Genomic DNA, 22,869 nt, shown 5'->3' with positions numbered 1-22,869 from the left:
CGATGGACGCCAACTATTTCGACCTGTCCGACGACACCCCCGTCTACGTCATCTCGGTGGCCGCGCAGCTCTCGGGCCTGCACCCGCAGACGCTGCGGCAGTATGACCGGCTCGGACTGGTGAGCCCCGGCCGTACGGCCGGCCGCGGCCGCCTCTACTCCACGCGCGACATCATCATGCTCCGCGAGGTCCAGCGCCTGTCCCAGGAGGAGGGCATCAACCTCGCCGGGATCAAGCGCATTCTCGAGCTCGAGACCGAGGCCCTGCGGCTGCGCGAGGAGGTTCTCCGGCTCAGGGCCGAGATGCAGATGGTGCGAGCGCTGATCCGCTACGAGCTGCCACCGGGGGCGTAAGGACATATGGATTACAAGCTCACCCAGAAGAGCCAGGAGGCGCTTTCGGGGGCCATGCGGCGTGCCGCCGCGGAGGGCAACCCGGAGATCGCTCCTGCTCACCTGCTGACCACGCTGCTGGCCCAGACGGGCGGCACCGCCGTACCTCTGCTCGAGGCCGTCGGGGCCGACTGGAAGGCGGTGCGGGCGAAGACCGAGGAGATGCTGGCGGCGCTGCCGAAGGCGCAGGGCGCCACGGTGTCGGCGCCGTCGAGCTCGCGGCAGCTGCTGACCGTGATCAACACGGCGGCGCAGCGGGCCAAGCGGCTGGAGGACGAGTACGTCTCCACCGAGCACCTGCTGGTCGCGCTGGCCGCCGACGGCGGTCAGGCGGCCGAGCTGCTCAAGGCGCAGGGCGCGACGCCCGAGGCGCTGCTGGACGCCTTCGAGAAGGTGCGCGGGCACGCCCGGGTCACCAGCGAGACGCCCGAGGACACCTACCGGGCGCTGGAGAAGTACGGCGTCGACCTGACCGAGCGGGCCCGCACCGGCAAGCTCGACCCGGTCATCGGCCGCGACTCCGAGATCCGCCGGGTGGTCCAGGTGCTCAGCCGGCGCACCAAGAACAACCCGGTGCTGATCGGCGAGCCCGGCGTCGGCAAGACGGCCGTCGTGGAGGGCCTGGCGCAGCGCATCGTCGCCGGTGACGTGCCGGAGTCGCTGCGCAACAAGCGGCTCGTCTCGCTGGACCTCGGCGCGATGGTCGCCGGGGCGAAGTACCGCGGCGAGTTCGAGGAGCGGCTCAAGGCCGTGCTCTCCGAGATCAAGGAGAGCGACGGCCAGGTCGTCACGTTCATCGACGAGCTCCACACGGTCGTCGGCGCGGGCGCGGCCGAGGGCGCCATGGACGCGGGCAACATGCTCAAGCCGATGCTGGCCCGCGGCGAGCTGCGCATGATCGGCGCGACCACGCTGGACGAGTACCGCGAGCGCATCGAGAAGGACCCGGCGCTGGAGCGCCGCTTCCAGCAGGTGTACGTGGGCGAGCCGACGGTCGAGGACACGATCGCGATCCTGCGCGGCCTGAAGGGGCGTTACGAGGCGCACCACCAGGTCGTCATCGCCGACAGCGCGCTGGTGTCCGCCGCCGCGCTGTCCGATCGCTACATCACCAACCGCTTCCTGCCCGACAAGGCCATCGACCTGGTCGACGAGGCCGCCTCCCGGCTGCGCATGGAGATCGACTCGCGTCCGGTCGAGATCGACCAGCTCCAGCGCAACGTCGACCGGATGAAGATGGAGGAGCTCGCGCTCTCCAAGGAGACCGACGAGGCCAGCCAGCAGCGCCTGGAGCGGCTGCGCAAGGAGCTGGCCGACCGCCAGGAGGAGCTCAACGGCCTGGTCGGCCGCTGGGAGCGGGAGAAGGCCGGGCTCAACAAGGTCGGCGACCTGAAGAAGCAGGTGGACGAGGCGCGCAGCACCGCCGAGCGCTTCCAGCGCGAAGGCAACTACGCCGAGGCATCCAAGCTGCTCTACGACGCGATCCCGAAGCTGGAGAAGGAGGTCGAGGCGGCCAGCGCGGCAGCCCAGGGGGCGCATGGGGGGAATGAAAACGGGACCGAGTCCCAGCCGATGGTCAAGGAGGAGGTCGGCGCCGACGACATCGCCGAGGTCATCTCCTCCTGGACGGGCATCCCCGCCGGGCGCCTGCTGGAGGCCGAGACCGCCAAGCTGCTGCGCATGGAGGAGGAGCTCGGCCGCCGCCTCATCGGCCAGGCCGAGGCCGTGCGCGCCGTCTCCGACGCGGTACGGCGCAGCCGCGCGGGCATCTCCGACCCGGATCGGCCCACGGGCTCGTTCATGTTCCTGGGCCCGACCGGCGTCGGCAAGACCGAGCTGGCCAAGGCGCTGGCGGAGTTCCTGTTCGACGACGAGCGGGCGATGACCCGGATCGACATGAGCGAGTACTCCGAGAAGCACAGCGTGGCCCGGCTGGTCGGGGCGCCTCCCGGTTACGTGGGGTACGAGGAGGGCGGCCAGCTCACCGAGGCGGTGCGACGCCGGCCGTACACCGTGGTGTTGCTCGACGAGGTGGAGAAGGCGCACCCGGAGGTCTTCGACATCCTGCTGCAGGTGCTCGACGACGGGCGGCTGACCGACGGGCAGGGCCGCACGGTGGACTTCCGCAACGCGATCCTCATCCTGACCTCCAACATCGGCTCGCAGTTCCTGGTCGATCCGAAGCTGGAGAACGGCGCCAAGCGTGAGGCGGTGATGGGGGCGGTGCGGACCGCGTTCAAGCCGGAGTTCCTCAACCGGCTCGACGACGTGATCCTGTTCGACGCGCTCGGCTCCGAGGAGCTGGGCCGGATCGTCGATCTGCAGATCGACCGGCTGGGCGCGCGCCTGGCCGACCGGCGGCTCACCTTGGACGTCACCCCGGCCGCCCGCGAGTGGCTCACGCTCACCGGCTACGACCCGATGTACGGCGCCCGGCCGCTGCGCCGCCTCGTGCAGTCGGCGATCGGCGACAAGCTGGCCAGGGCGGTGCTGTCCGGCGAGGTGGTGGACGGCGACACGGTTCGGGTGGATCTGGGCGACGACGAGCTCACAGTGGCCCGGGCCGCCTGAGCCAAGCGCCGGTCAACGGCGAGGGGTGGGTTGGATCCCGGGCCGGGGGCGCTCGGTAAGGTCTGGCCCACCCTTCGGACAAGCGCCTCTCCCTGTCTCGGCCGCGTGACTAGCTTCAGCGTTCGTCGGATCACCAAGAACGATCAGGGGGACGTGAAGTGTCATCTCGGAGCATCCGGAGCATCCTTGCGGTAGCCACTCTGACCACGGGAGTGAGCTGGCTGGCGGCGGGACCGGCGAGCGCGGCCGGCCACTGCGCGAGCCAGGCGGCGCTGCTCAAGCCGCCGACCACGGTGGCCTCGATCTGCGACAACCTGACGCACACGCGGCTCAGCGGCACGTACGGCGAGCGGATGACCGCGCCGAGGGACAGCGACGTGGCTGTGTCGGCCGAGACTCTGGCCAGGAAGGCGGGCCTGCCCGGCCTGTCGAAGGCGACAGCGGTGTTCAGTCTCGCGGACATGGGCGGCGCTGCCGCGGCCGCGGGCACGCCGTCGCTGCCTTCCGGGATGCCCAGGAAGGTGAGCATGCAGAGCCTGCCCGCCGCGCCCGACCTGCCTGGCCTGCCCAGCAGCCCGGCCGTTCCCGGCGTCCCGGCGAAGCTGCCGCCGGTGTCGGGCCGGCTGAGCGATCTGCCGGACGCGTCCGGCGTGCCGGGCCTGAAGCCGCCGATCGCGCTGCCGGAGCCGGGCGAGTCGGCGACCGCGACGGTCGGCCGCACGCTGCCGAAGTCGCCGGACAAGGCGCTGAAGGCGGTGCCGCTGCCCGAGGGCAACGAGGTGACCGACGGGGTCACCCAGTTGCTCAGGGGACTCAGGCTGTCCTGACCCCGTGGCGATGATCAGGGCCGCGACCTCACGAGGGTCGCGGCCCTGATCCGTTGTCAGGACAGGCCGAGGCCCTGGGAGACGCCCTGGCCGAGGTCCTTGTGGACGTTGCTCCAGTACTCGACGACGCGCTTCTTCATGTCCGCGCTCACCTCGGGCGCCGAGGCGTGGCCGACGATGTTGGAGACCAGGTGGGCCCGGTCGGTGTCGGACAGCACGTTCTCCCAGAGGGCGCGCGGCTGGGTGTAGTCGTCGTCCTCGGCGTGCAGCCGGTAGGCCGAGCGGATGATCTCACCGGCCACCTCGTACTCGCTGCCGGCGTACCGGGCGGGGTCGGCGACCGGGCCGTTGACGCTGTTGGGCGCGTAGACCGGGTCCCGGGGGTTGCGGACGGTCATGGGGCCGTCGAAGTTGTAGCTGTTGACCGGTGACGCGGGCGCGTTGATCGGCAGCTGGTTGTAGTTCGGGCCGATGCGGTAGCGGTGGGTGTCCGGGTAGGAGAACAGGCGCCCTTGGAGCATCTTGTCCGGGGAGGTGTCGATGCCGGGCACCAGGTTGGACGGCTCGAACGCGGCCTGCTCGACCTCGGCGAAGTAGTTGTCCGGGTTGCGGTTCAGGGTGAGCGTGCCGATCGTGATCTCGGGGTAGTCGCTGTGCGGCCACACCTTGGTCAGGTCGAACGGGTTGAACCGGTAGTCCGCCGCCGCCTCGAACGGCATGATCTGCACGTTCACCGTCCAGGACGGGTGGTCGCCCGCCTTGATGGCGTCGTGCAGGTCGCGGATGTGGTGGTCGGGATCGCTGGAGGCCAGCGTGGCGGCCTGGTCGGCGGTGAGGTTCCTGCTGCCCTGGTCGGTCTTGAAGTGGTACTTGACCCAGTACTTCTCGCCGGCGGCGTTGTACCAGAGGAAGGTGTGTGAGCCGAAGCCGTGCATGTGCCGCCAGCTCGCCGGAGTGCCGCGGTCGGTCATCAGGAAGGTGACCTGGTGCGCGGACTCCGGCGAGAGCGTCCAGAAGTCCCACTGCATGTTGTGGTCGTGCAGGTGGTTGTCGGCGCGGCGCTTCTGGCTGTGGATGAAGTCGGAGAACTTCTGCGGGTCGCGAATGAAGAAGATCGGCGTGTTGTTGCCGACGATGTCGTAGTTGCCGTCCTCGGTGTAGAACTTGATCGCGAAGCCGCGCGGGTCGCGGGCGGTGTCGGCGCTGCCGAGTTCCCCGGCCACGGTGGAGAAGCGCAGGAACAGCGGGGTTTCCGTGCCCTGCTGGAAGAGCTTGGCCTTGGTGTACTGGCTGACGTCCTGGGTGATCCGCAGGACGCCGTGGGCGCCGCCGCCCTTGGCGTGCACCACGCGCTCGGGCACGCGCTCGCGGTTGAAGTGCGCCATCTTCTGGATCAGGTAGTGATCCTGGAGCAGCAGGGGGCCGTTGGGTCCGACGGACAGCGAGTGTTCGTCACTGGGTGCCGGGATGCCGGCGTCGTCGGTGCTGATGGGCCTGATGGTCATCGCGTTTCCCCCGAAAAGTCGTCGGTGGAGGTCTTCGCCCCCTACGGCAACCTATGCCCTAAACCCGAATGACTCAACTAAAGGAGTCACCCAACTTTCGGCCGAACCAGGAAAAGAGATGACAAACCGGCCAAAGCGGCCAGCCCTGCCAGCGCGATCGCCGTGGCGCCCTGACCCTGAGCCATGAACAACGTGCCCACGGTCGCGACCCCGATCACCTGCCCGAGCTGCATGACCGTCAGCAGCGCGCCGCTGGCGTCGGCGGCGAAGTCGTCCGCGACCGCCTGGGTGGCGAGGTTGGTGACCGCGATCTGCACGCCCAGCCCGGCGCCGATGAGCGCGCTGAGGGTCGCGTATGGCAGGCCGCCCCCGCTGACCAGCCCCAGCCCGAAGTAGGCGGGCGCGGCCACCACGTACCCGAACGGCACGAGGGTCCGCTGCAACCTGGCCGGCAGCTTCGGCCACAACAACCCGACCCCGGCGAAGGCCACCGCGCACGGCACCATCATGAGCCCCGACTCCAGCGGCGACAGGCGCACCTCCCCTTGCAGGTGCAGCGCCGAGGTGAACAGGAAGGCGCCCCACGTGGCCGGCCCGAACAACAGCACCCCGAGCCCCGGCTTCATCCCCGGCGCCCGTAGCACGGAGGCGTCCACGAGCGGCCGCCCGCCTCGCCCGGACACCCAGCGCTCCACGCGGACGAAGGCCAGGAAGACCACCGCGCTGAGCCCCATCGAGATCCAGCCCCACAGCGGCCAGCCCAGTTGCCTGCCGAGCACGAGCGGCACCACGAACAACAACACGGCGGCGGACAACGTGATCAGTCCGGCGGGGTCGAGACCGGTCCGGCCGCCCCCGCCGTCCGGCGGCAGCACCCGCAGCCCGGCGACCAGCAGGATCGCCGCGATCGGCACCATGATCAGGAACAGCACCCGCCAGCCGAGGCCGAGGCCGAGCAGGATGCCGCCGAGCGCCTGCCCGACCACGATGCCGCCGCTGACCACGGCCGACCACAGCCCCAGGGCCCGGCCCCGGGCGGCGCCGTGGTAGTTGCGCTGGATGAGCGTGAGCACCTGCGGCATCATCAGCGCGGCGCCGGCGCCCTGGGCCAGCCGGAAGACCACCAGCCAGCCGGTCGAGGGCGCCAGCCCGGCGCCCAGCGTGGTCACGGTGAACAACGCCAGCCCGGTGAGGAAGGCGTTGCGGTAGCCGAACAGGTCGCCGACCCGCGCGCCGGTGATCAGCAGGACGGCGTAGACGATGGTGTACCCGGCGACGATCATCTGCAGGCCGGCGCCGGAGGAGTGGATGTCGCCCTCGATGGTCGGGATGGCGACGTTGACGATGTTGACGTTCAGAATGGCCAGGAACTGCCCGACGAGGATGATCGTCAGGAGGATTCCGCTGGTCTTCGTCCTTTCGGGTGAGGGAGCAAGCGTGCCAGTAGTCATGACGACCAGAATGCGACAAACTGGATACCAGTAACGAGAGCCCGCTTATACTGGTATTGGGGATACCTGGTTATGAAGCGCACAGACCTGGCCGCCTTCCTTCGCAGCCGCCGGGAGCGCGTCACCCCCGGGATGGCCGGCCTGCCCCCGGGCACCCGGCGGCGCACCCCCGGCCTGCGCCGCGAGGAGGTCGCCCAGCTCGCCGGAGTGGGCGTCACCTGGTACACGTGGCTGGAGCAGGGCCGCCCCATCAACGCCAGCATCCACGTGCTCGACGCCGTGGCCCGCACGCTCCAGCTCGACCCCGCCGAACGCCTCCACCTGTTCCGCCTGGCCGGGCACCAGGACCCGATCCCCGCCGCCGACTCCAGCCGGGTCACCGCGGAGATGCGGCAGATCCTCGACCAGCTCAGCCCGATGCCCGCCTGCATCGCCACCAGCCGCCACGACGTCCTGGCCTGGAACGCCGCCTACGCCACGCTGTTTCCCGAGATCACCGGAAGCCAGCAGCACAACACGCTGTGGCTGATCTTCACCCGGCCCGGCGACCTGTCCACCCGGCTGGTCAACGACGAGGAAGAGCTGGCCAGGACGGTCGCGGTCTTCCGCGGCGCCTACAGCAGGCACGCGCACGACCCCTGCTGGCGGGAGTTCACCGAGAAGCTCATCGCCGCCAGCCCGGTGTTCGCCCGCATGTGGGCCCGGCAGGACGTGGCCGACCCCGGACGCCGGACCAAGATCTTCACCAACGACGCGGTCGGCGAGCTCCGCTTCACCACCACCAACTTCAGCTGCGACGCGGCCACCGAAACTCGCATGATCGTGTACAGCCCGGCCGACGAGGCCACTCGCTCCGCGGTCATCTGGTTGACGGCACACGCCCGCGAATCGGTATGACATGGCATGCTCAATCCCTGAAGTGTGGGATCGAGAAAAGTGGCCATAGATGACCATCAGCCGTGTCCTCCTGGCATTAACCATGACCATCGCCATCGGCGCCTGCGCCGCGGCCGCCTCCGAACCCAGCAAGTCCCCCGCCCGCAAGGCCATGCCGACCTCCCCCACCGTCCCGACCAAGAAGACGCCCGTGCGCCGGCCGTACACGATCTCCTTCGGCGGGGACGTGCACTTCGAGGGCATTCTGCGGACCCGGCTGAACGCCAACCCCCGCACCGCGTTCGGCCCGATCGCCACGGTGCTGAGCCGGGCGGACCTGGCGATGGTCAACCTGGAGACGGCGATCACGACCGGCGGCACGAAGGCGCCGGGCAAGGAGTACACCTTCCGGGCGCCGGAGAGCGCCTTCGCCGCGTTGAAGGCGGCCGGGGTCGACGTGGTCACCATGGCCAACAACCACGGCATGGACTACATGCAGACCGGCCTGGCCGACTCGCTGGCGGCGATCAAACGGGCGAGGTACCCGGTCGTCGGCATCGGCAGGAACGAGGACGCCGCCTACAAGCCCTGGCGCAAGACGATCAACGGCAACCGGGTCGCGATCATCGGCGCCACCCAGGTGATGGACGCGGAGTTCATCCAAGCCTGGACCGCCACCGACGCCCAGGGCGGCCTGGCCTCGGCCAAGAACGAGCCCCGGCTGATCCAGGAGGTCAGGAAGGCCCGCAAGAACTCCGACACCGTCATCGTCTACCTCCACTGGGGCACCGAGCTCATGACCTGCCCGAACCCCGCGCAGCGCGCCCTGGCGCCGAGGCTGGTCCAGGCGGGGGCGGACGTCGTCGTGGGCGGGCACGCGCACGTGCTGCTGGGCAGCGGCTACCTGGGCAAGTCCTACGTCAACTACGGCCTGGGCAACTTCCTCTGGTACGGCAACAGCGCCACCGGCGTCCTCACCCTGACGATCAACGGCCGCAAGGTGACCAAGGACGAGTGGACACCCGCCGCGATCCAGGGCGGCACCCCGATCCCGCTGACCGGCACCGCCCGCACCCAGGCGATCACGAGCTGGAAGGCGCTCCGCTCTTGCACGGGCCTGTCCGCCCGTTAGTCTTTAGACTGTGCGTCTAATACCGTCTGGCGAGGTACGGCTAGCGCTCTACGAGGAAGGCGAGCGCGCCAACCCGACCATCCTGCTGGTACACGGCTACCCGGACACCCACCGCGTCTGGGACGAGGTCGCCGGGCTGCTGCGCGACCGCTTCCACGTGGTCCGCTACGACGTGCGCGGCGCCGGCCGCTCCAGCGCGCCGCGCGACCGCCGCCACTACACCTTCGACCACCTGGCCGCCGACCTCGGCGCGGTGCTCGACGAGATCGGCAAACCCCGCGTCCACCTGGTCGGCCACGACTGGGGCTCACTGCAGAGCTGGGAGGCGCTCGGCCGCCCCGGCATCAGCGAGCGCGTGGCCTCCTACACCTCCTTCGGCGGCCCCGGCCTCGACCAGGCCGCCCACTTCCTGAGGTACGGCAGGCGGCGCGAGGTCGCCGGCCAGCTCGCCAGGTCCTGGTACATCGGCGCCTTCCAGCTCCCCCTCCTGCCCGAGCTGGCCTGGCTCGGCCCGCTGCCCCGCGCGCTCGCCCGCACGATGCGCCTGGCCGAGGGCATCGAGCCGCGCCCCGGCCACCCGGACGAGACGCTGCGCCGCGACGGCCGCAACGGCCTGGGCCTGTACCGGCAGAACTTCCTCACCCGGCTGCGCGCCCCCGGCGACCCGGGCGTGGAGGTGCCGGTCCAGCTCATCGAGACCACCCGCGATGTCTTCGTCTCCCCCAAGCTGCTGGCCTCGCTGCGCCAGTGGGCGCCGGAGTTCTGGCACCGCAGGCTCGCCGCCGGGCACTGGGCGCAGCGCAGCCACCCCGAGGCCGTGGCCAGGATGATCACCGAGTTCGCCGTCCACGTCGACGGCGGCGAGGTCTCCCGCTCGCTGCGCCGCGACCGGGTGCGCGAGGGCCGGCCCACGTTCCAGGACCACCTGGTCGTGGTGACCGGCGCCGGCAGCGGCATCGGGCGGGCCACCGCGCGGGCCTTCGCCGCCCACGGGGCCGAGGTGATCTGCGCCGACCTCGACCGCGAGGCGGCCGTGCGGGTGGCTGAGGACATCGGCAAGGTCTTCGGGCGTACGGCTCACGCCGTACAGGTCGATGTCGGGTCGGCCACCGACATGGAAGCGTTCGCCGGAAATATCGTGGCACGGTATGGCGTGCCGGATGTGGTGGTCAACAATGCGGGAATCTCGGTGATCGGGCCGTTCCTTGACCATTCCCTCGACGATTGGCGGCGGACCCTGGACGTGAATCTCTGGGGCGTCATTCACGGCTGCCGCCTGTTCGCCCGGCAGATGGTCGCGCGCGGCGAGGGCGGCCACATCGTCAACGTCGCCTCGCTGGCCGCCTTCGCGCCCTCCCGGCCCCTGCCCGCGTACTCGGTCTCCAAGGCGGCGGTGAAGATGCTCGGCGACTGCCTGCGGGCCGAACTGGCCGGGCACGGCATCGGGGTGAGCACGATCTGCCCGGGCTTCGTCTCCACCGCCATCGCGCGCAACGCCACCTTCGTCGGCGCCGACCTGCGGGCGGAGGCCGAGCTGGGACTCCAGCGGCGCGGGTATCCTCCGGAGCGGGTGGCGGCCCACATCTTGCGAGCCGTACACCGGAATGACGCGGTTGTCCCGGTCAATGCGGAGGGGAAAATCGGATATGCGATGTCGCGGATCTCGCCCAAGGCGATGCGAGCTTTCGCCCGGTTATCCGGCGTGGTGAGAAATCCCGTCATTGGACGGTAACGATCGCCGACTTCGGGGGAAGATGGATTTCGTGTCCACCCCCGAAATTGAAGACGACGGCTGCGCGCAACCTCAGCCACTGCGCCGCCGGCCAACCCAGCGACGCAGTGCACGACGGGTGGAGCGCATGCTCGACGCGTGCGCGACCCTGCTCGACGAGATCGGCTACGAGGCCCTGTCCACCACCCGCATCGCCGAGCGGGCCGGGGTCGCGATCGGCTCGGTCTACCAGTTCTTCCCCGACAAGCGGGCCATCACCCAGGAGCTGACCCGGCGCAACGTGGAGCAGTTCGTCTCCCGGGTGGGCCGCAGGTTCATGGAGGAGGACTACCGAGGCTGGTGGGAGGCGGTCGACGCGATCATCGACGAGTACGTCGACATGCACAGGACCGTTCCAGGCTTCAAGAGCCTGCACTTCGGCGACGCGGTCGACCTCAACCTGCTCGACGTCGACATCGACAACAACGCCGTCATCGCCGGCCGGCTGCGCGGCCTGCTGCTCAGCGAGTACGGCCTGGCCGACAGCGACGAGCTCGACGTCGGCGTGCTCGTCGCGGTCGAGGCCGGAGACGCGGTGCTGAAGCTGGCCTTCCGCCGCGACCCCTCGGGTGCGCCCGAGATCATCGAGGCGGCCAAGCAGATGGTCCGCGGCTATCTGTCCCGCGAGCTCAAGCACCTGTCACCCAGGGGCGAGACCTGACTCACCTCCGCAGCCAGGCGGGCGGCGGCACCACCGGCGGCCGCTCGCCCTTATCGGGTTTGTACTCCGGCGCCGGCACGAACGCCGCGGGCGGCAGCTCGCGCGCGGGGCGGACGGTCTTGCCCTCGCACGGCGCCGGGTAGGCCACCTGTCTGGTCTCGCGGGCGAGCCTGGCGTTCAGCCGGAGCTCCTGGGCGTGCAGTTTGCGCTCGGCCGCCTCGATCGACTCGATGCGCGCGGACAGGTAACCGGCGATGCCGGGGATCACCGCGGACAGCGCCACGGCACAGGCCAGTGAGAAGGTCACCTGCTTGGACACGCCCATCACAGCCCCCTCCGTCGCGGTTCGCGCGACGCGTATATGCCCTACCGCCTGGGAGAACACGCTGAATGTAAGCAGACTTGCACAAGGTGTTACCGAATCTGTGCGTGTCTCGCCCTGTGCATTGCCCAGCAAAGACACCTGGTGGCTCGGTAGTCTCGGCCATGTGGCGTATGTGACCCGTGAGCACCTTGATCGCCTGCTTGAGCGGGCCCTCCTGGCAGACGACCACAGCTCGCTGGCCAGGCAGCTCGACGACCTCGCCCTCGCCTACTCGGCGGGCGACGTCTCCCGAGCGTCCATCCTGGTTCTGGCCGCCGAGGAGTGGCGGGCCGCCGGTCAGCCCGCGAGGGCCATGGAGTGTTTCCAGCGCGCGCTGGAGGACGGCGGAGAGGCCAGCATCGACCCCCGTGCCGGCATCGCCGACACCCTGTTCGAGCTGGATCGCCCCGACGAGGCGCGCAAGGTCATCGAGGCGCTGCGCGCCGACCCCGGCCTCCAGCCGGCCACCGCGCACAACATCGCCGAGACCCTGGTCGCCTACGGGGATCTGCGGGCGGGCCTGGAGTGGGCCACCCAGGCGGTGCTCGCGTGCGACGAGGACGACCCGGAGCACGTGGCCCTGCTGCGCACGCGTTACCGCATCCGCGTCGACCTCGGCCTGCCCGAGGACGAGCTGGACGCGCTGGTCTCCTGAGCGTCGGCGCCGCCGGGGCGGCGGCGCGGGGCGGCCGGGGGCCGGCGATGCGGGTCGGCCGACCGGGTGGCGTGGCTGATGCCCGTCGCCACCCGGCGAGGTGGGCCGGTGGAGTCGGCCGGTGGTGCCAAACAGTGCGCAGATGTCATCTCAAGGCCCGCGATCGTCACGCGGCACGCGACCGCGTGTAGTGGGGTGGCAACGCCACGATTAGGGGCTGAACCACAGAGGGGCCTCGCCGGCCACCAGGGGCGCGGGCATGGTGGCGGCGTTCCGGGGTTCAGAAGATCGTCAACAGGTTCGGCCATGGCGGGAGCGTGATCAGCTATGCCAGAGATGACCTTGCTTGTGCCATGATGGTCCTCGTCTTCGCGCCGGGCTGGTGTGAGACAGCCAAGAGGCCGGTCAGAGCCTCTCGTCGGAGCGGTCCTGCGGTTGTGTCAGCAACATGCACGGGCCGCTCTGATCTATGCGCCGACGGAAAGCGCGGCGAGGTCGAATTCACCAGCGCGGACGCCCTGGGTGAAAGCGTCCCACTCCTCGGGAGTGAAGACGAGCACCGGGCCGTCCTGCTCCTTGCTGTCCCTCAAGGCGACGTTGCCGTCGGCGAGGTGAGCAAATTCAACACACGCGGAATTGCCGTTGCAGAAACGGCTCTTCCTCCAAGCGGGCGTGACGTTCATTAGGTTGATCCTTATCGTAAATAGCGCATCAACAGCCCCATTGGTGTTGATTGCGCCGTCAGCGGCTCAGCGCCACTGCATGATCTTGCGTTGGATGAGTACCCGAGATTCGTCCTCGGACAGTGCCGTGGCACGAAGATGCTCGAATGCCCGTTCGTAGTCGGCCACCACATCCAGTGCCTCTACGAAGCGAGCCCCGTAGAGCGACTCCAAGTAAACAGCATCATCGAGATCCACGAACTTGAGATGGACGAAGGCACCGGTGTTGACGGGATGCTCGCCATCCAAAGGCAACACCTGGACGCTCACGTGCGGGAGCAAAGACATCTCCAGGAGGTGTCCGAGCTGCTCACGCATCACCGAGGGCTCGCCGAAGCGCCGCGTCAGCACCGATTCGTCCAGGACCACGGCGAGCAACGCCGGGTTGGTCCGGTGCAGGACACGCTGCTGCCGGTCGAGTCGGGCCTCGACCCGGCTGCGGACACCGCTGTGCGTGATCCGCGCGATGCCGCGGGTGGCCAGGATGACCTCCCTGGCGTAGTCCTCGGTCTGCAGCAGGCCCGGCACCAGCTGGGGTTCCCAGCCGCGATGAGCCGTGGCCTCTGCTTCCAGCCCCAGGAATGTCGTGTATTCCGAGGGCAGTGCGTCCTCGTAATCCTCCCACCAGCCACGCTGATCGGCATCCCTCAACAGCCCCAGAAGCTCTGCGCGTTTCTCGGCGTCGACCTTGAACAACTGGGCCATCGCCTCGATGTCGTCGGCGCTCGGCATGGTCTTGGAGGATTCGATCCTGCTCACCTTTGAGGCCGACCAGCCAAGGCTCTCGGCCGTCTTCGCCCCCGTCAGCTTCCGGCGCTCACGAAGGTGACGCAGCTCCTGGCCTAGCCTGAGCCTGCGGACAGTCGGGCTGCCCTGCTCTGATGGCACCGTCCACTCTCCTCATCGGGAATGAAGGTGTAGCGGTCGAGGACCGTTTGGAGCCCGAGTTTCTGGGCCGTTCACCCAATCTTACACTGCAACTTGCACGGGCAGTGCCACTTGGGCTTGCCTAAAGAGTTCCACGGGTGGACGGTGGAGGCAAGACGTCTTCACCCGTAGACGGTGGAGTCCACATAGCACCCCCTGACAGTTCTGATGCAAGTTGCACAGCAAGCAAGACGGCAAGATGCGAAGAAATGTAAATCTTCTCTTGCTCGGAGTATTGCAGCAGGAACAACCCGGGAGGACGATCGGGCCAGGAGGAGATAGCGAGGTGCAGAGGGGGCCGAGATGGACATACGGCCTCACGCCCCACATCTCCCGCTGAAACCGTGCGGCCGCGGCCGCTTCACCGGCAGCGTCGCCGTCCCGGATATGTGGATCCACCCCAGGGAGGCCGATTGCCGGAAGGACTACCTACGCAAGTAGCGCCGCGAAGAAGCTCGTTCGAGCACAGAAATGCCGGACCGTGGCTGACCACCACGCCGCCGCATCCAGGGCTGCCACCCTGCGACGACCTGCGCCAGCCAGCGGCCCGGCACAAGAAGCCACCTCGAGTAATGCCGCGAAAGGGGTCTTCTATGTACTCACAAGGTACCAAGAGGCCAAGCCGAATCAAGTCCTGGATCCAGGAACTCATCGTGCGAGCGGACCGGGAAATCTGCATGGAGCCAGACGAGTTCGCCCACCGGCGCGGCTGGACCGTGACCAGAACCGGTTTCGGCGCACGCCGTTACCGCGACCCGCGCTTCGACCAGCTCAAGATCGGCACCCGCGTCCCGGAGGAGGTGTCCTAGATGTCGCCGAGGAACCCGCGCAACCAGATCTACCCCGGCTACGAGGACCTCCCCGCCCCGGGACGCCAGGGAGTGCTCACCGGCCTGTGGCGGGTGCGCACCGAACTCCTGCTGATCGCCGTCTTCGCGCTGTTCGTCCTGGCGGTGCTGGCCGCGGTGCGGGAAGGCGCATGGTTGCCGTTCATCATGCTGAGCACCGCGATGACCGTCCCGGCCGCCACCCGCTACGGGCGCGGCTGGTTCGTCGGCCACATGTGGTGCCTGGTCACCCGGCACCGCCTGCAGCGGACCTGCCTGGAGACCACCATGCACACCAGGGCCGGCCGCATCCCCCTGGTTCTGTGGATCACGCCGACCACCACCGGCGAGAAGGCGCTCATCATGACCAGGGCGGGCATCTGCGCGGAGGAGTTCGAGGCATACGCGGAAGAGATCGCCGCAGCCTGCTGGGCCAGGAGCGTGAAGGTCCACCGGCACCGCAAGTGGGCCAGCCTGCTCATCGTGGAGACGGTCCGCCGCGACGCCGCGCCGGGCGCCGCCTCCCCGGGGCTCGACCGCCTCTACGGCCGCCGAGCCTGGATCACCGTCAGACCCGATGCCGAGGAGCCGCCTGATCTTCCCCGGCAGATCCTCGTCCCGCAACTGGGCTGACTCCTTGAAGCAAGCCCCGGAGACCGCGGGGGCTCCGGGGCTTCCCCGTTCCCGGGCACGGATTCCGGACTGGGTCTTCACGTGAACGGGCTACCCCTGGAAGATGAGTCTAGATAGCGAACCCAGGAGTTCCCATGGCGATCGTGCACCGTACCTGCCCGCTCTGCGAGGCCGTCTGCGGCCTGACCCTCACCCTCGACGACGGCGGTCACGTCACCGGCGTGCGCGGCGACAAGGACGACCCGTTCAGCAGAGGCTTCATCTGCCCGAAGGGCGCCAGCCTCGGCAAGCTGGACGAGGACCCCGACCGCCTGACCAGACCCCTGGTGCGCGAGGGCGACCTGTGGCGGGAGGTCGGCTGGGACGAGGCGTTCGCCGCGGTGAAAGCGGGCTTCGAGCGCGTCACCGAGGAGCACGGCCGCGAGTCCTTCGCCGTCTACCTGGGCAATCCCAACGCCCACACGATGGCCGGCGCACTCTACGCCGGCCCGCTGATCCGCTCGCTCGGCACCCGCAACGTCTTCTCCGCCAGCACCGCCGACCAGATGCCCAAGCACGTCTCCAGCGGCCTGATGTTCGGCCACCCGCTCACCATCCCCGTGCCCGACCTCGACCGCACCGACTACCTGCTCATGCTGGGCGCCAACCCCCTCGACTCCAACGGCTCGCTCTGCACCGCCCCCGACTTCCCCGGCCGCCTCAAGGCGCTGCGCGGGCGCGGCGGCCGCCTGGTCGTCGTGGACCCGCGCCGGACCAGGACCGCCGCCCTGGCCGACGAGCACGTCTTCATCCGCCCCGGCACCGACGCCTACCTGCTGTTCGGGATCGTGCACACGCTCCTGGCCGAAGAGCTCACCGACGTGCGGCTGGAGGTCAACGGGCTGGCCGAGCTCACCGAGGCGGCCAAGCACTTCGCCCCCGACGTGGTGGCCCGCCGCACGGGCGTGCCCGCCGAGGTGATCGTACGGCTGGCCCGCGAGCTGGCCGGAGCCCCCACGGCGGCGGTCTACGCGCGCATCGGCACCTGCACGGCCGAGTTCGGCACGCTGGCCCAGTGGCTGGTGGACGTCGTCAACGTGCTGACCGGCAACCTGGACCGGCCGGGCGGCGCCATGTTCCCGATGCCCGCGACCGAGGGCGGGCGGCGGCGCAAGCCGTACCGGACGGGCAGGTGGCACAGCCGCGTCAGAGGGCTGCCGGAGGCCAACGGCGAGCTGCCCGTGGCGACGCTCGCCGACGAGATCGAGGTTCCGGGGCAGGGGCAGATCCGGTGCCTGGTGACGGTGGCCGGCAACCCGGTGCTGTCGTCGCCGAACGGGGCGCGGCTGGATCGGGCCCTTCCCGATCTGGGGTTCATGGTCAGCGTCGATCCGTATCTCAACGAGACGACGAAGCACGCGCGGGTGATCCTGCCGCCGCCTCGGGTGCTGCAGACCGGGCACTACGACTTCGCGCTGCTGGGGCTGGCCGTACGGAACTACACGCGGTATTCGCGGCCGTTGCTGCCGCTGGCCGACCGGCCGTCCGAGGGCATGATCCTGGCCCGGCTGGCGGTGATCGCCTCGGGGCTGGACGGCGACCTGGACGCGTTCGTCATCGGGCAGACGCTGGCCGGCGCGGTGCAGACGCCGGGCTCCGGCGTCGAGGGGCGGGACGCCGACGAGCTGGCGGCGCTGCTGGACGGCGAGAGCGGCGCCGAGCGGCGGCTGGACATGATGTTGCGGCTCGGCCCCTACGGCGAGTGGTCGGGGCGGGGCGAGTTGTCGCTGCGCAAGCTGCTGGAGCATCCGCACGGCCTGGACCTCGGGCCGCTGCGGCCGCGGCTGCCCGAGCTGCTGACGACCGCCTCGGGCAGGGTGGAGCTGGCGCCGCCGCAGCTCATCGAGGACGTGCATCGGCTGCGCGAGGGGCTGGACGCCGAGCAGCCGGCGTTCGTGCTGATCGGGCGACGGCAGCTGCGCTCGAACAACAGCTGGATGCACAACGTCGCCCCGCTGGTGGGCGGGAGCAACCAGTGCACGCTGCAGATCAACCCGGCGGATGTGGACCGGCTCGGGCTGGACGGCCACGCCCGGGTCAGATCGGCCACCGGCGAGCTGACGGTGCCGCTGGAGCCGACCGACACGATCATGCCCGGCGTCGTCAGCCTGCCCCACGGCTGGGGGCATTCCGGCAGCGTGCAGCGCGTCGCGGCCGAGCACGCGGGGGTCAGCGCGAACGTGCTCACGGACGAGTCCACCGTGGATTTGCCATCAGGAAACGCAGTGTTCAACGGGGTTCCGGTCATGATTTTGCCAACCGGTGTGATCACCGCACATTAGGGTGTCGCGCGTGACTATCGCGCCAGAAGAGGACCGCCTGAACGCCCAGATCGCCTTCGCCATCGAGATCGACAAATTGAAGCGGGTGATCCGCCGCAACCATCTGATGGATGGCTCGCGGCGGGAGAACGACGCTGAGCACTCCTGGTATGTCGGGCTACTTGCGATGATCTTGGGTGAGCACGCCCCGGCGGGCACCGACATCCAGCGCGTGGTCGCGATGCTGCTCGTGCACGACCTGGTCGAGATCGACGCGGGTGACACCTTCATCTACGACGCCGCGGCGGTGGCGGCCCAGGCCGACGCCGAGCGGGCCGCCGCCGACCGGATCTTCGCCCTGCTGCCCGCCGAGCAGGGGGCGGAGATGCGGGCGTTGTGGGAGGAGTTCGAGGCCAGGCAGACGGTGGAGTCGAGGTTCGCCAAGGCACTCGACCGGTTCGCCCCGATCCTGGCCAACCACCACACCGAGGGTGGCACGTGGGGGCTGTTCAAGGTGAAGGCCGCGCAGGTGCGGGAGAAGGTGCGGATCATCGAGGAAGGCTCGCCCTCGCTCGGCGCCTATGCGCTGGAGCTGGTCGAACTCTCGGTGGCCCGGGGTCACCTGTCCGAGTGACCGTCCCGCGCCCGGGGTAGGTGACTTGTCGTGAAGGAGACTGTTCGAGCGGGACGTCGGCAGTTGCGGCGTTTCGTGGGGCCGGTCGACCTGGCCGACCGGCTCGAGAAATCCCGGGCCCTGGACGGCCCCATCCGGGTGCTGGCCAGGACCGTGCGCGAGAAGGTCGGCCCCGGGCGGGTGCGCGACCTGCTGCACGGCGTTCCCACGGGCAAACCGGTGCATCCGCCGCTGGCCACGGTGACACTCGGCTGCTGGTTGTCGGCCACCGTGCTCGACGCCGCCGGCGCCGACCCGCGGGCGGTCCGGCTGCTGCTCGGCGCCGGGGTCGCGGGCGCCCTGCCGACCGCGGCGGCCGGGCTGACCGACTGGTCCTCGCTGCACCGGGAGCAGCAGCGGGTCGGGTTCGTCCACCTGCTGGCCAACGCCGGGGCACTCACCCTGTTCTCCGCCTCCCTGCTGGCCCGGCTGAGCGGCTACGAGCGCGGCGGCCGGGTGCTGTCGTGGCTCGGGCTGGGCGCGGCCGGAGTGGGCGGCTACCTCGGCGGCCATCTGGCCTACCGGCAGGCGGCGGGCGCCAACCACGCGCCGCAGGTCGCCCATCTGGTGCCGCTCGGCTGGCACGACCTCTGCCCGCTCAAGGACCTGCCGCAGGGACGCCCGGTAGCCCGGCGGCTCGGCTACATCCAGCTCTTCGTCCTGCGGGCCGGCGAGTCGGTCACCGTGCTGGCCGACCGCTGCCCGCACCTGGCCGGTCCGCTGCACCAGGGCAGGCTCGTCGTGGAGAACGGCGAAGCCTGCGTGGTGTGCCCGTGGCACGGCAGCACGTTCCGGCTGGCCGACGGCACGGTCAAGCACGGCCCCGCCACCGCGCCCGCGCCCACGTTCGAGACCCGGGTCACCCGGGACGGAACCCTCCAGGTGCGGCCGGGCAGTTGACCTCAATCTTGCTTGAGGTCCTACCGTCGGTGCATGTGCGAGATCTTTGTGACTCCGGGGCTGGTCGGTGATCATGTTCATGCCCGGCTGAGCAGGGCCGGGATACCCGTGCGCCGGTACGACGGCGGCGAGCAGGACCCTTCCCGCATGGAGTCCGTCTTCCTGGACCACCTGCCGCTCACCGCCGAGCGGGCCGCGCCCCTGATCGACACGATCGCACGGCACGCCCGCCGGGTGGTCTACGTGTCCTCGGCCTTTCACTCCGAGGTCGAGAAGCTCATCGAGCACTCCGGGATCCCCTGGACGATGCTGCGCCCCGGGAGTTTCGCCGCCGACGCTCTGGCCTTCGCCGCGCAGGTCAGGGCGGGGGTGGTGCGCTGGCCGTACGGCGGGGCCGGGCGGGCGGTGATCCACGAGAAGGACGTGGCAGCGGTCGCCACGCACGTGCTGGCCTCGGCGGGACACGGCGGCAGGCGGTACGCGCTGAGCGGCCCGGAGACGCTCACTCAGGTCGAGCAGGTGCGCGTCATCGGTGAGGTGACGGGCCGGGAGGTGCGCTGGGAGGAGCCAGCGCCCGGCCTGGCGCGGGCGGAGTTGCTCAAGGTCTGGGCGGACGAGGCGGTCGTGGACGCGAAGCTCGAGGAGTGGGGCACCTTCGCCGGATCACCCGAGGTGGTGACCAACACGGTCCGGGTGCTGACCGGCCGGCCGCCGCGGACGTTCCGGCAGTGGGCGCAGGATCACGCGGACGCCTTCCGCTGACCGTCGGCGGGGTGTTCGACCAGGGCCAGGATGCGGCTGGACATGAATCGGGCGGTGCGCACCGCGCTGCCGCTCCTGGTCACCTCGCTGACCTCGACGAGCCCGCGGCGGGTGGCGACTTCGACGCGGCGACCGGCGCGGGTGGCCCTGACCTCGTAGGTGCGCGGGGTGGTTCCCCCGGCATCGATCACGATCTCTACCCAATCACCCTTCATGCCCTTATTTATCCCCAGAAAGGCTGAAATTTATCCGTACACCAGTTTGATAATCGCCAGAATTCCCACGCAGACGATGACGCCGCGCAGCACCGGGGCGGGGATCTTCCTGCCGACCTTGGCCCCGATGTACCCGCCGATCGTGGCCCCCGCGGCGATCCCGGCCACGGCCCACCAATCGACCTCCGCCACGAGGATGAACAACACCGCGGCCGCGCCGTTCACGATCAGCGAGAGCACGTTCTTGGCCGCGTTGACCCGCTGCAGGCCGTCGGCGAGGAAGCTGCCCAGCAGGCCGATCAGCAGCACGCCCTGGGCGGCGCCGAAATAGCCGCCGTAGACGCCCGCGCCCAGGACGCCCAGCCAGAGGGCCACGCCGCCGTCCGGGTGCGCGTGCTCGCGCCGGGCCGACAGCCAGCCGTTCAGCTTCGGCTGGATGACCACGAGCACACAGGCGATGCCGATGAGGATGGGCACCACGATCCCGAAGACGTCCGGGTCCAGCCACAGCAGCAGCAGGCCGCCGATCAGCGAGCCGACGAGCGAGGCCGAGCCCAGCTTGACCAGCCGTGCCCGCTGTCCCTGGAGCTCGGCGCGGTAGCCGTACGCGCCCGTGAAGGAGCCGGGCACCAGGCCGATGCTGTTGGAGACGTTGGCCACGACCGGGTCCACGCCCACCGCCACCAGGGCGGGGAAGGTGATCAGCGACCCCGACCCGACGACCGCGTTGATGGCCCCGGCTCCGATACCGGCCGCGCACACCGCGACCGCCTCCCACGGCGTCAATGACCCTCCTCGCTCCGGACTGGTGTCCCGAGCGAGCTTAGAGACCTACCCCTGTTCGTCCTTCTTCGGGGGGTTGAACAGGCCGCCGAGGTTCTCCAGCGCCCTGCCCATCTCCGACGGCACGATCCACACCTTGTTGGCATCGCCCTTGGCGATCTCGGGCAGCGTCTGCAGGTACTGGTAGGCCAGCAGCCGCTGGTCCGGATTGCCCTCGTGGATCGCCTTGAAGACCATGCCGATCGCGTCCGCCTGGCCCTTGGCCCGCATCGCCTGCGCCTCGGCGTCGGCCTGGGCGCGCAGCACCGCCGCCTCCGCCTCGCCCCTGGCCCGCAGCACCGCGGCCTGCTTCTCGCCCTCGGCCGCCAGGATCGCCGCCTGCCGCTGACCCTCCGCGGCCAGCACGGCGGCCCGCTTGTCCCGGTCGGCGCGCATCTGCTTCTCCATCGAGTCCTGGATGGAGGCGGGCGGGTCGATGGCCTTGAGCTCGACCCGGTTGACCCGGATGCCCCACTTGCCGGTGGCGTCGTCGAGCACGCCGCGCAGCTCGGTGTTGATCTCCTCGCGGGAGGTCAGGGTACGTTCCAGATCCATGCCGCCGACCACGTTGCGCAGCGTGGTGACGGTCAGCTGCTCGACGCCGACGATGAAGTTGGCGATCTCGTAGGTGGCCGCCTTCGGGTTGGTCACCTGGAAGTAGATGACGGTGTCGATCGAGACCACCAGGTTGTCGGAGGTGATCACCGGCTGCGGCGGGAACGAGACCACCTGCTCACGCAGGTCGATGACCTCCTTGATGCGGTCGATGAACGGCACCACGAGGTTGAGGCCGGGATCGAGCGTGCGGTGGTAGCGGCCCAGCCGTTCGACGATCGCCGCCGTCGCCTGCGGGATGATCCGGACCGTCCGCCACAGAGCCACGCCCACCAGAAGCACCACGGCGAGAATGACGACGAGCTGCGTGGTCATGGCAAAGCTCCGGGGAAGTCGTGGGGGCCCGACCACGGAGATCCTATGTGGTTTTAACCGGCCGCGATCGGTAACCGCACAAATACGATCTAGTGCGCCCTGGCGTACCAACGGCCTTCGGCGCTGCGCTCCAGCGACAGCGGAACGCCGAACGTGCGGGACAGGTTGTCGGCGGTCATCACCACGTCCAGCGGCCCCTGGGCCACGACCGACCCGTGCCGCAGCAGCAGCCCGTGCGTGAACCCGCTCGGCACCTCCTCCACGTGGTGCGTGACCAGCACCAGCGTCGGCGCGCGATGGTCACCGGCCAGCAAGGCCAACCGGCGCACCAGATCCTCCCTGCCGCCCAGGTCGAGCCCGGCCGCGGGCTCGTCCAGCAGCAGCATCTCCGGGTCCGGCATCAGCGCCCGCGCGATCTGCACCCGCTTGCGCTCGCCCTCCGACAGCGTGCCGAACCTGCGCCGGATCAGATGCGCGGCGCCCATCATGTCGATCAGCTCGACCGCGCGGGTGACGTCGTGGGAGTCGTACTCCTCCGTCCAGCGCCCGAGGATCGCATACGACGCGGTCAGCACCAGGTCGATGACCTTCTCCTCCGCCGGGATGCGCTCGGCCAGCGCCGCGCTGGCCAGGCCGATGCGCGGACGCAGGTCGAACACGTCCGTCTGCCCCAGCCGCTCGCCCAGCACCTCGACCAGGCCCTCACTCGGATACAGCAGTGTCGCCGCGACCTGCAGCAGCGTGGTCTTCCCCGCGCCGTTCGGCCCGATGACGACCCACCGCTCGTCCTCGTTGACCGTCCAGTCGATGCCACGCAAGAGGGCCGCACCGTCCCGTCTGACGGCGACGTCCTGAAGCCGCAGCACCTGACCGCCCATCCCCGATACCTCCTCAGGCCGCGTGTCCCGATTGCCGGAACGCACGGGACAAACCTATCGCCGGGCGAGCACATA

The 22,869-nt window shown here is 69.8% G+C and carries 23 protein-coding genes; 14 read left to right on the top strand and 9 right to left on the bottom strand.

The window, feature by feature from the left end; genetic code table 11:
- Positions 1-2 precede the first annotated feature (2 nt).
- The 3 genes from FVE25_RS21415 (at position 3) to FVE25_RS21405 (ending at position 3,790) form a co-directional block, all read left to right on the top strand.
- A complete protein-coding gene (locus FVE25_RS21415) occupies positions 3-353 on the top strand; it encodes a heat shock protein transcriptional repressor HspR (RefSeq protein ID WP_157248774.1) in 351 nt (116 codons plus the stop codon).
- Positions 354-359: 6 nt separating this feature from the next.
- On the top strand, positions 360-2,963 hold the full coding sequence (gene clpB, locus FVE25_RS21410) for an ATP-dependent chaperone ClpB (protein ID WP_157248773.1): 2,604 nt from the start codon (positions 360-362) through the stop codon (positions 2,961-2,963).
- A 212-nt stretch (positions 2,964-3,175) separates the two neighbouring features.
- Positions 3,176-3,790, top strand: a complete 615-nt coding sequence (locus FVE25_RS21405; RefSeq protein WP_157248772.1) for a hypothetical protein — start codon at positions 3,176-3,178, stop codon at positions 3,788-3,790.
- 56 nt (positions 3,791-3,846) lie between these two features.
- Here FVE25_RS21405 and FVE25_RS21400 read toward each other — a convergent pair whose 3' ends face one another.
- Both FVE25_RS21400 and FVE25_RS21395 read right to left on the bottom strand, forming a co-directional pair.
- Positions 3,847-5,295 (bottom strand): catalase, encoded by a 1,449-nt coding sequence (locus FVE25_RS21400; RefSeq protein ID WP_157248771.1) that lies wholly within the window; start codon positions 5,293-5,295, stop codon positions 3,847-3,849.
- Positions 5,296-5,381: 86 nt separating this feature from the next.
- Complete coding sequence (locus FVE25_RS21395) at positions 5,382-6,746, bottom strand: MFS transporter (protein WP_157248770.1); 1,365 nt, start codon at positions 6,744-6,746, stop codon at positions 5,382-5,384.
- A gap of 72 nt (positions 6,747-6,818) precedes the next feature.
- Between FVE25_RS21395 and FVE25_RS21390 the strand changes: the two genes are divergently transcribed.
- The 4 genes from FVE25_RS21390 (at position 6,819) to FVE25_RS21375 (ending at position 11,186) form a co-directional block, all read left to right on the top strand.
- The gene (locus FVE25_RS21390; protein WP_157248769.1) at positions 6,819-7,643 is read left to right on the top strand and encodes a helix-turn-helix transcriptional regulator; all 825 of its coding nucleotides are present in this window, start codon (positions 6,819-6,821) and stop codon (positions 7,641-7,643) included.
- 49 nt (positions 7,644-7,692) lie between these two features.
- A complete protein-coding gene (locus FVE25_RS21385; protein ID WP_157248768.1) occupies positions 7,693-8,754 on the top strand; it encodes a CapA family protein in 1,062 nt (353 codons plus the stop codon).
- 10 nt (positions 8,755-8,764) lie between these two features.
- Positions 8,765-10,486, top strand: coding sequence for an SDR family oxidoreductase (locus FVE25_RS21380; protein WP_157248767.1), 1,722 nt, complete (start codon positions 8,765-8,767; stop codon positions 10,484-10,486).
- Positions 10,487-10,613: 127 nt separating this feature from the next.
- A complete protein-coding gene (locus FVE25_RS21375; protein WP_157248766.1) occupies positions 10,614-11,186 on the top strand; it encodes a TetR/AcrR family transcriptional regulator in 573 nt (190 codons plus the stop codon).
- A gap of 1 nt (position 11,187) precedes the next feature.
- Here FVE25_RS21375 and FVE25_RS21370 read toward each other — a convergent pair whose 3' ends face one another.
- The gene (locus FVE25_RS21370; protein ID WP_157248765.1) at positions 11,188-11,511 is read right to left on the bottom strand and encodes a hypothetical protein; all 324 of its coding nucleotides are present in this window, start codon (positions 11,509-11,511) and stop codon (positions 11,188-11,190) included.
- Positions 11,512-11,674: 163 nt separating this feature from the next.
- Here FVE25_RS21370 and FVE25_RS21365 point away from each other — a divergent pair, with 163 nt between their 5' ends.
- Complete coding sequence (locus FVE25_RS21365) at positions 11,675-12,205, top strand: tetratricopeptide repeat protein (protein WP_246267260.1); 531 nt, start codon at positions 11,675-11,677, stop codon at positions 12,203-12,205.
- A gap of 467 nt (positions 12,206-12,672) precedes the next feature.
- On the opposite strand, the gene FVE25_RS21360 is transcribed toward FVE25_RS21365, so the two are convergent.
- The gene (locus FVE25_RS21360) at positions 12,673-12,888 is read right to left on the bottom strand and encodes a DUF397 domain-containing protein (protein WP_157248764.1); all 216 of its coding nucleotides are present in this window, start codon (positions 12,886-12,888) and stop codon (positions 12,673-12,675) included.
- Between the two features lie 66 nt (positions 12,889-12,954).
- A complete protein-coding gene (locus FVE25_RS21355) occupies positions 12,955-13,815 on the bottom strand; it encodes a helix-turn-helix domain-containing protein (protein ID WP_157248763.1) in 861 nt (286 codons plus the stop codon).
- Between the two features lie 716 nt (positions 13,816-14,531).
- Between FVE25_RS21355 and FVE25_RS56350 the strand changes: the two genes are divergently transcribed.
- The 6 genes from FVE25_RS56350 to FVE25_RS21330 all read left to right on the top strand — a co-directional run bounded on the left by FVE25_RS56350 (position 14,532) and on the right by FVE25_RS21330 (position 19,949).
- A complete protein-coding gene (locus FVE25_RS56350) occupies positions 14,532-14,663 on the top strand; it encodes a hypothetical protein (protein WP_281367870.1) in 132 nt (43 codons plus the stop codon).
- Positions 14,664-15,314 carry a hypothetical protein gene (locus tag FVE25_RS21350; protein ID WP_157248762.1) on the top strand — a complete coding sequence of 217 codons (651 nt, stop codon included), beginning with the start codon at positions 14,664-14,666 and terminating at the stop codon, positions 15,312-15,314. It begins immediately after the preceding gene.
- 134 nt (positions 15,315-15,448) lie between these two features.
- Entirely contained in the window at positions 15,449-17,635 is a 2,187-nt protein-coding gene (locus FVE25_RS21345; protein ID WP_157248761.1) for a molybdopterin-dependent oxidoreductase, read from the top strand.
- Between the two features lies 1 nt (position 17,636).
- Positions 17,637-18,248 carry an HD domain-containing protein gene (locus FVE25_RS21340; protein WP_157248760.1) on the top strand — a complete coding sequence of 204 codons (612 nt, stop codon included), beginning with the start codon at positions 17,637-17,639 and terminating at the stop codon, positions 18,246-18,248.
- A 30-nt stretch (positions 18,249-18,278) separates the two neighbouring features.
- Positions 18,279-19,187: a Rieske (2Fe-2S) protein gene (locus FVE25_RS21335; protein ID WP_246267258.1), complete on the top strand. Its 909-nt coding sequence runs from the start codon at positions 18,279-18,281 to the stop codon at positions 19,185-19,187.
- A gap of 33 nt (positions 19,188-19,220) precedes the next feature.
- Positions 19,221-19,949, top strand: coding sequence for a Rossmann-fold NAD(P)-binding domain-containing protein (locus FVE25_RS21330; RefSeq protein ID WP_157248759.1), 729 nt, complete (start codon positions 19,221-19,223; stop codon positions 19,947-19,949).
- Here FVE25_RS21330 and FVE25_RS21325 read toward each other — a convergent pair.
- From FVE25_RS21325 to FVE25_RS21310, 4 genes are all read right to left on the bottom strand, one after another.
- Positions 19,928-20,140 (bottom strand): hypothetical protein, encoded by a 213-nt coding sequence (locus FVE25_RS21325; RefSeq protein ID WP_246267256.1) that lies wholly within the window; start codon positions 20,138-20,140, stop codon positions 19,928-19,930. The two genes, FVE25_RS21330 and FVE25_RS21325, sit on opposite strands and share 22 nt — an antisense overlap.
- A gap of 54 nt (positions 20,141-20,194) precedes the next feature.
- Positions 20,195-20,950, bottom strand: coding sequence for a sulfite exporter TauE/SafE family protein (locus tag FVE25_RS21320; RefSeq protein ID WP_157248757.1), 756 nt, complete (start codon positions 20,948-20,950; stop codon positions 20,195-20,197).
- A gap of 45 nt (positions 20,951-20,995) precedes the next feature.
- Complete coding sequence (locus tag FVE25_RS21315) at positions 20,996-21,916, bottom strand: SPFH domain-containing protein (protein ID WP_157248756.1); 921 nt, start codon at positions 21,914-21,916, stop codon at positions 20,996-20,998.
- Positions 21,917-22,005: 89 nt separating this feature from the next.
- Positions 22,006-22,794 (bottom strand): ABC transporter ATP-binding protein, encoded by a 789-nt coding sequence (locus tag FVE25_RS21310; RefSeq protein WP_157248755.1) that lies wholly within the window; start codon positions 22,792-22,794, stop codon positions 22,006-22,008.
- Positions 22,795-22,869 lie beyond the last annotated feature (75 nt).

The sequence above is a fragment of the Nonomuraea typhae genome (assembly GCF_009760925.1).
Lineage (GTDB): Bacteria > Actinomycetota > Actinomycetes > Streptosporangiales > Streptosporangiaceae > Nonomuraea > Nonomuraea typhae.
This window is presented reverse-complemented; position numbering and strand designations above follow the sequence as displayed.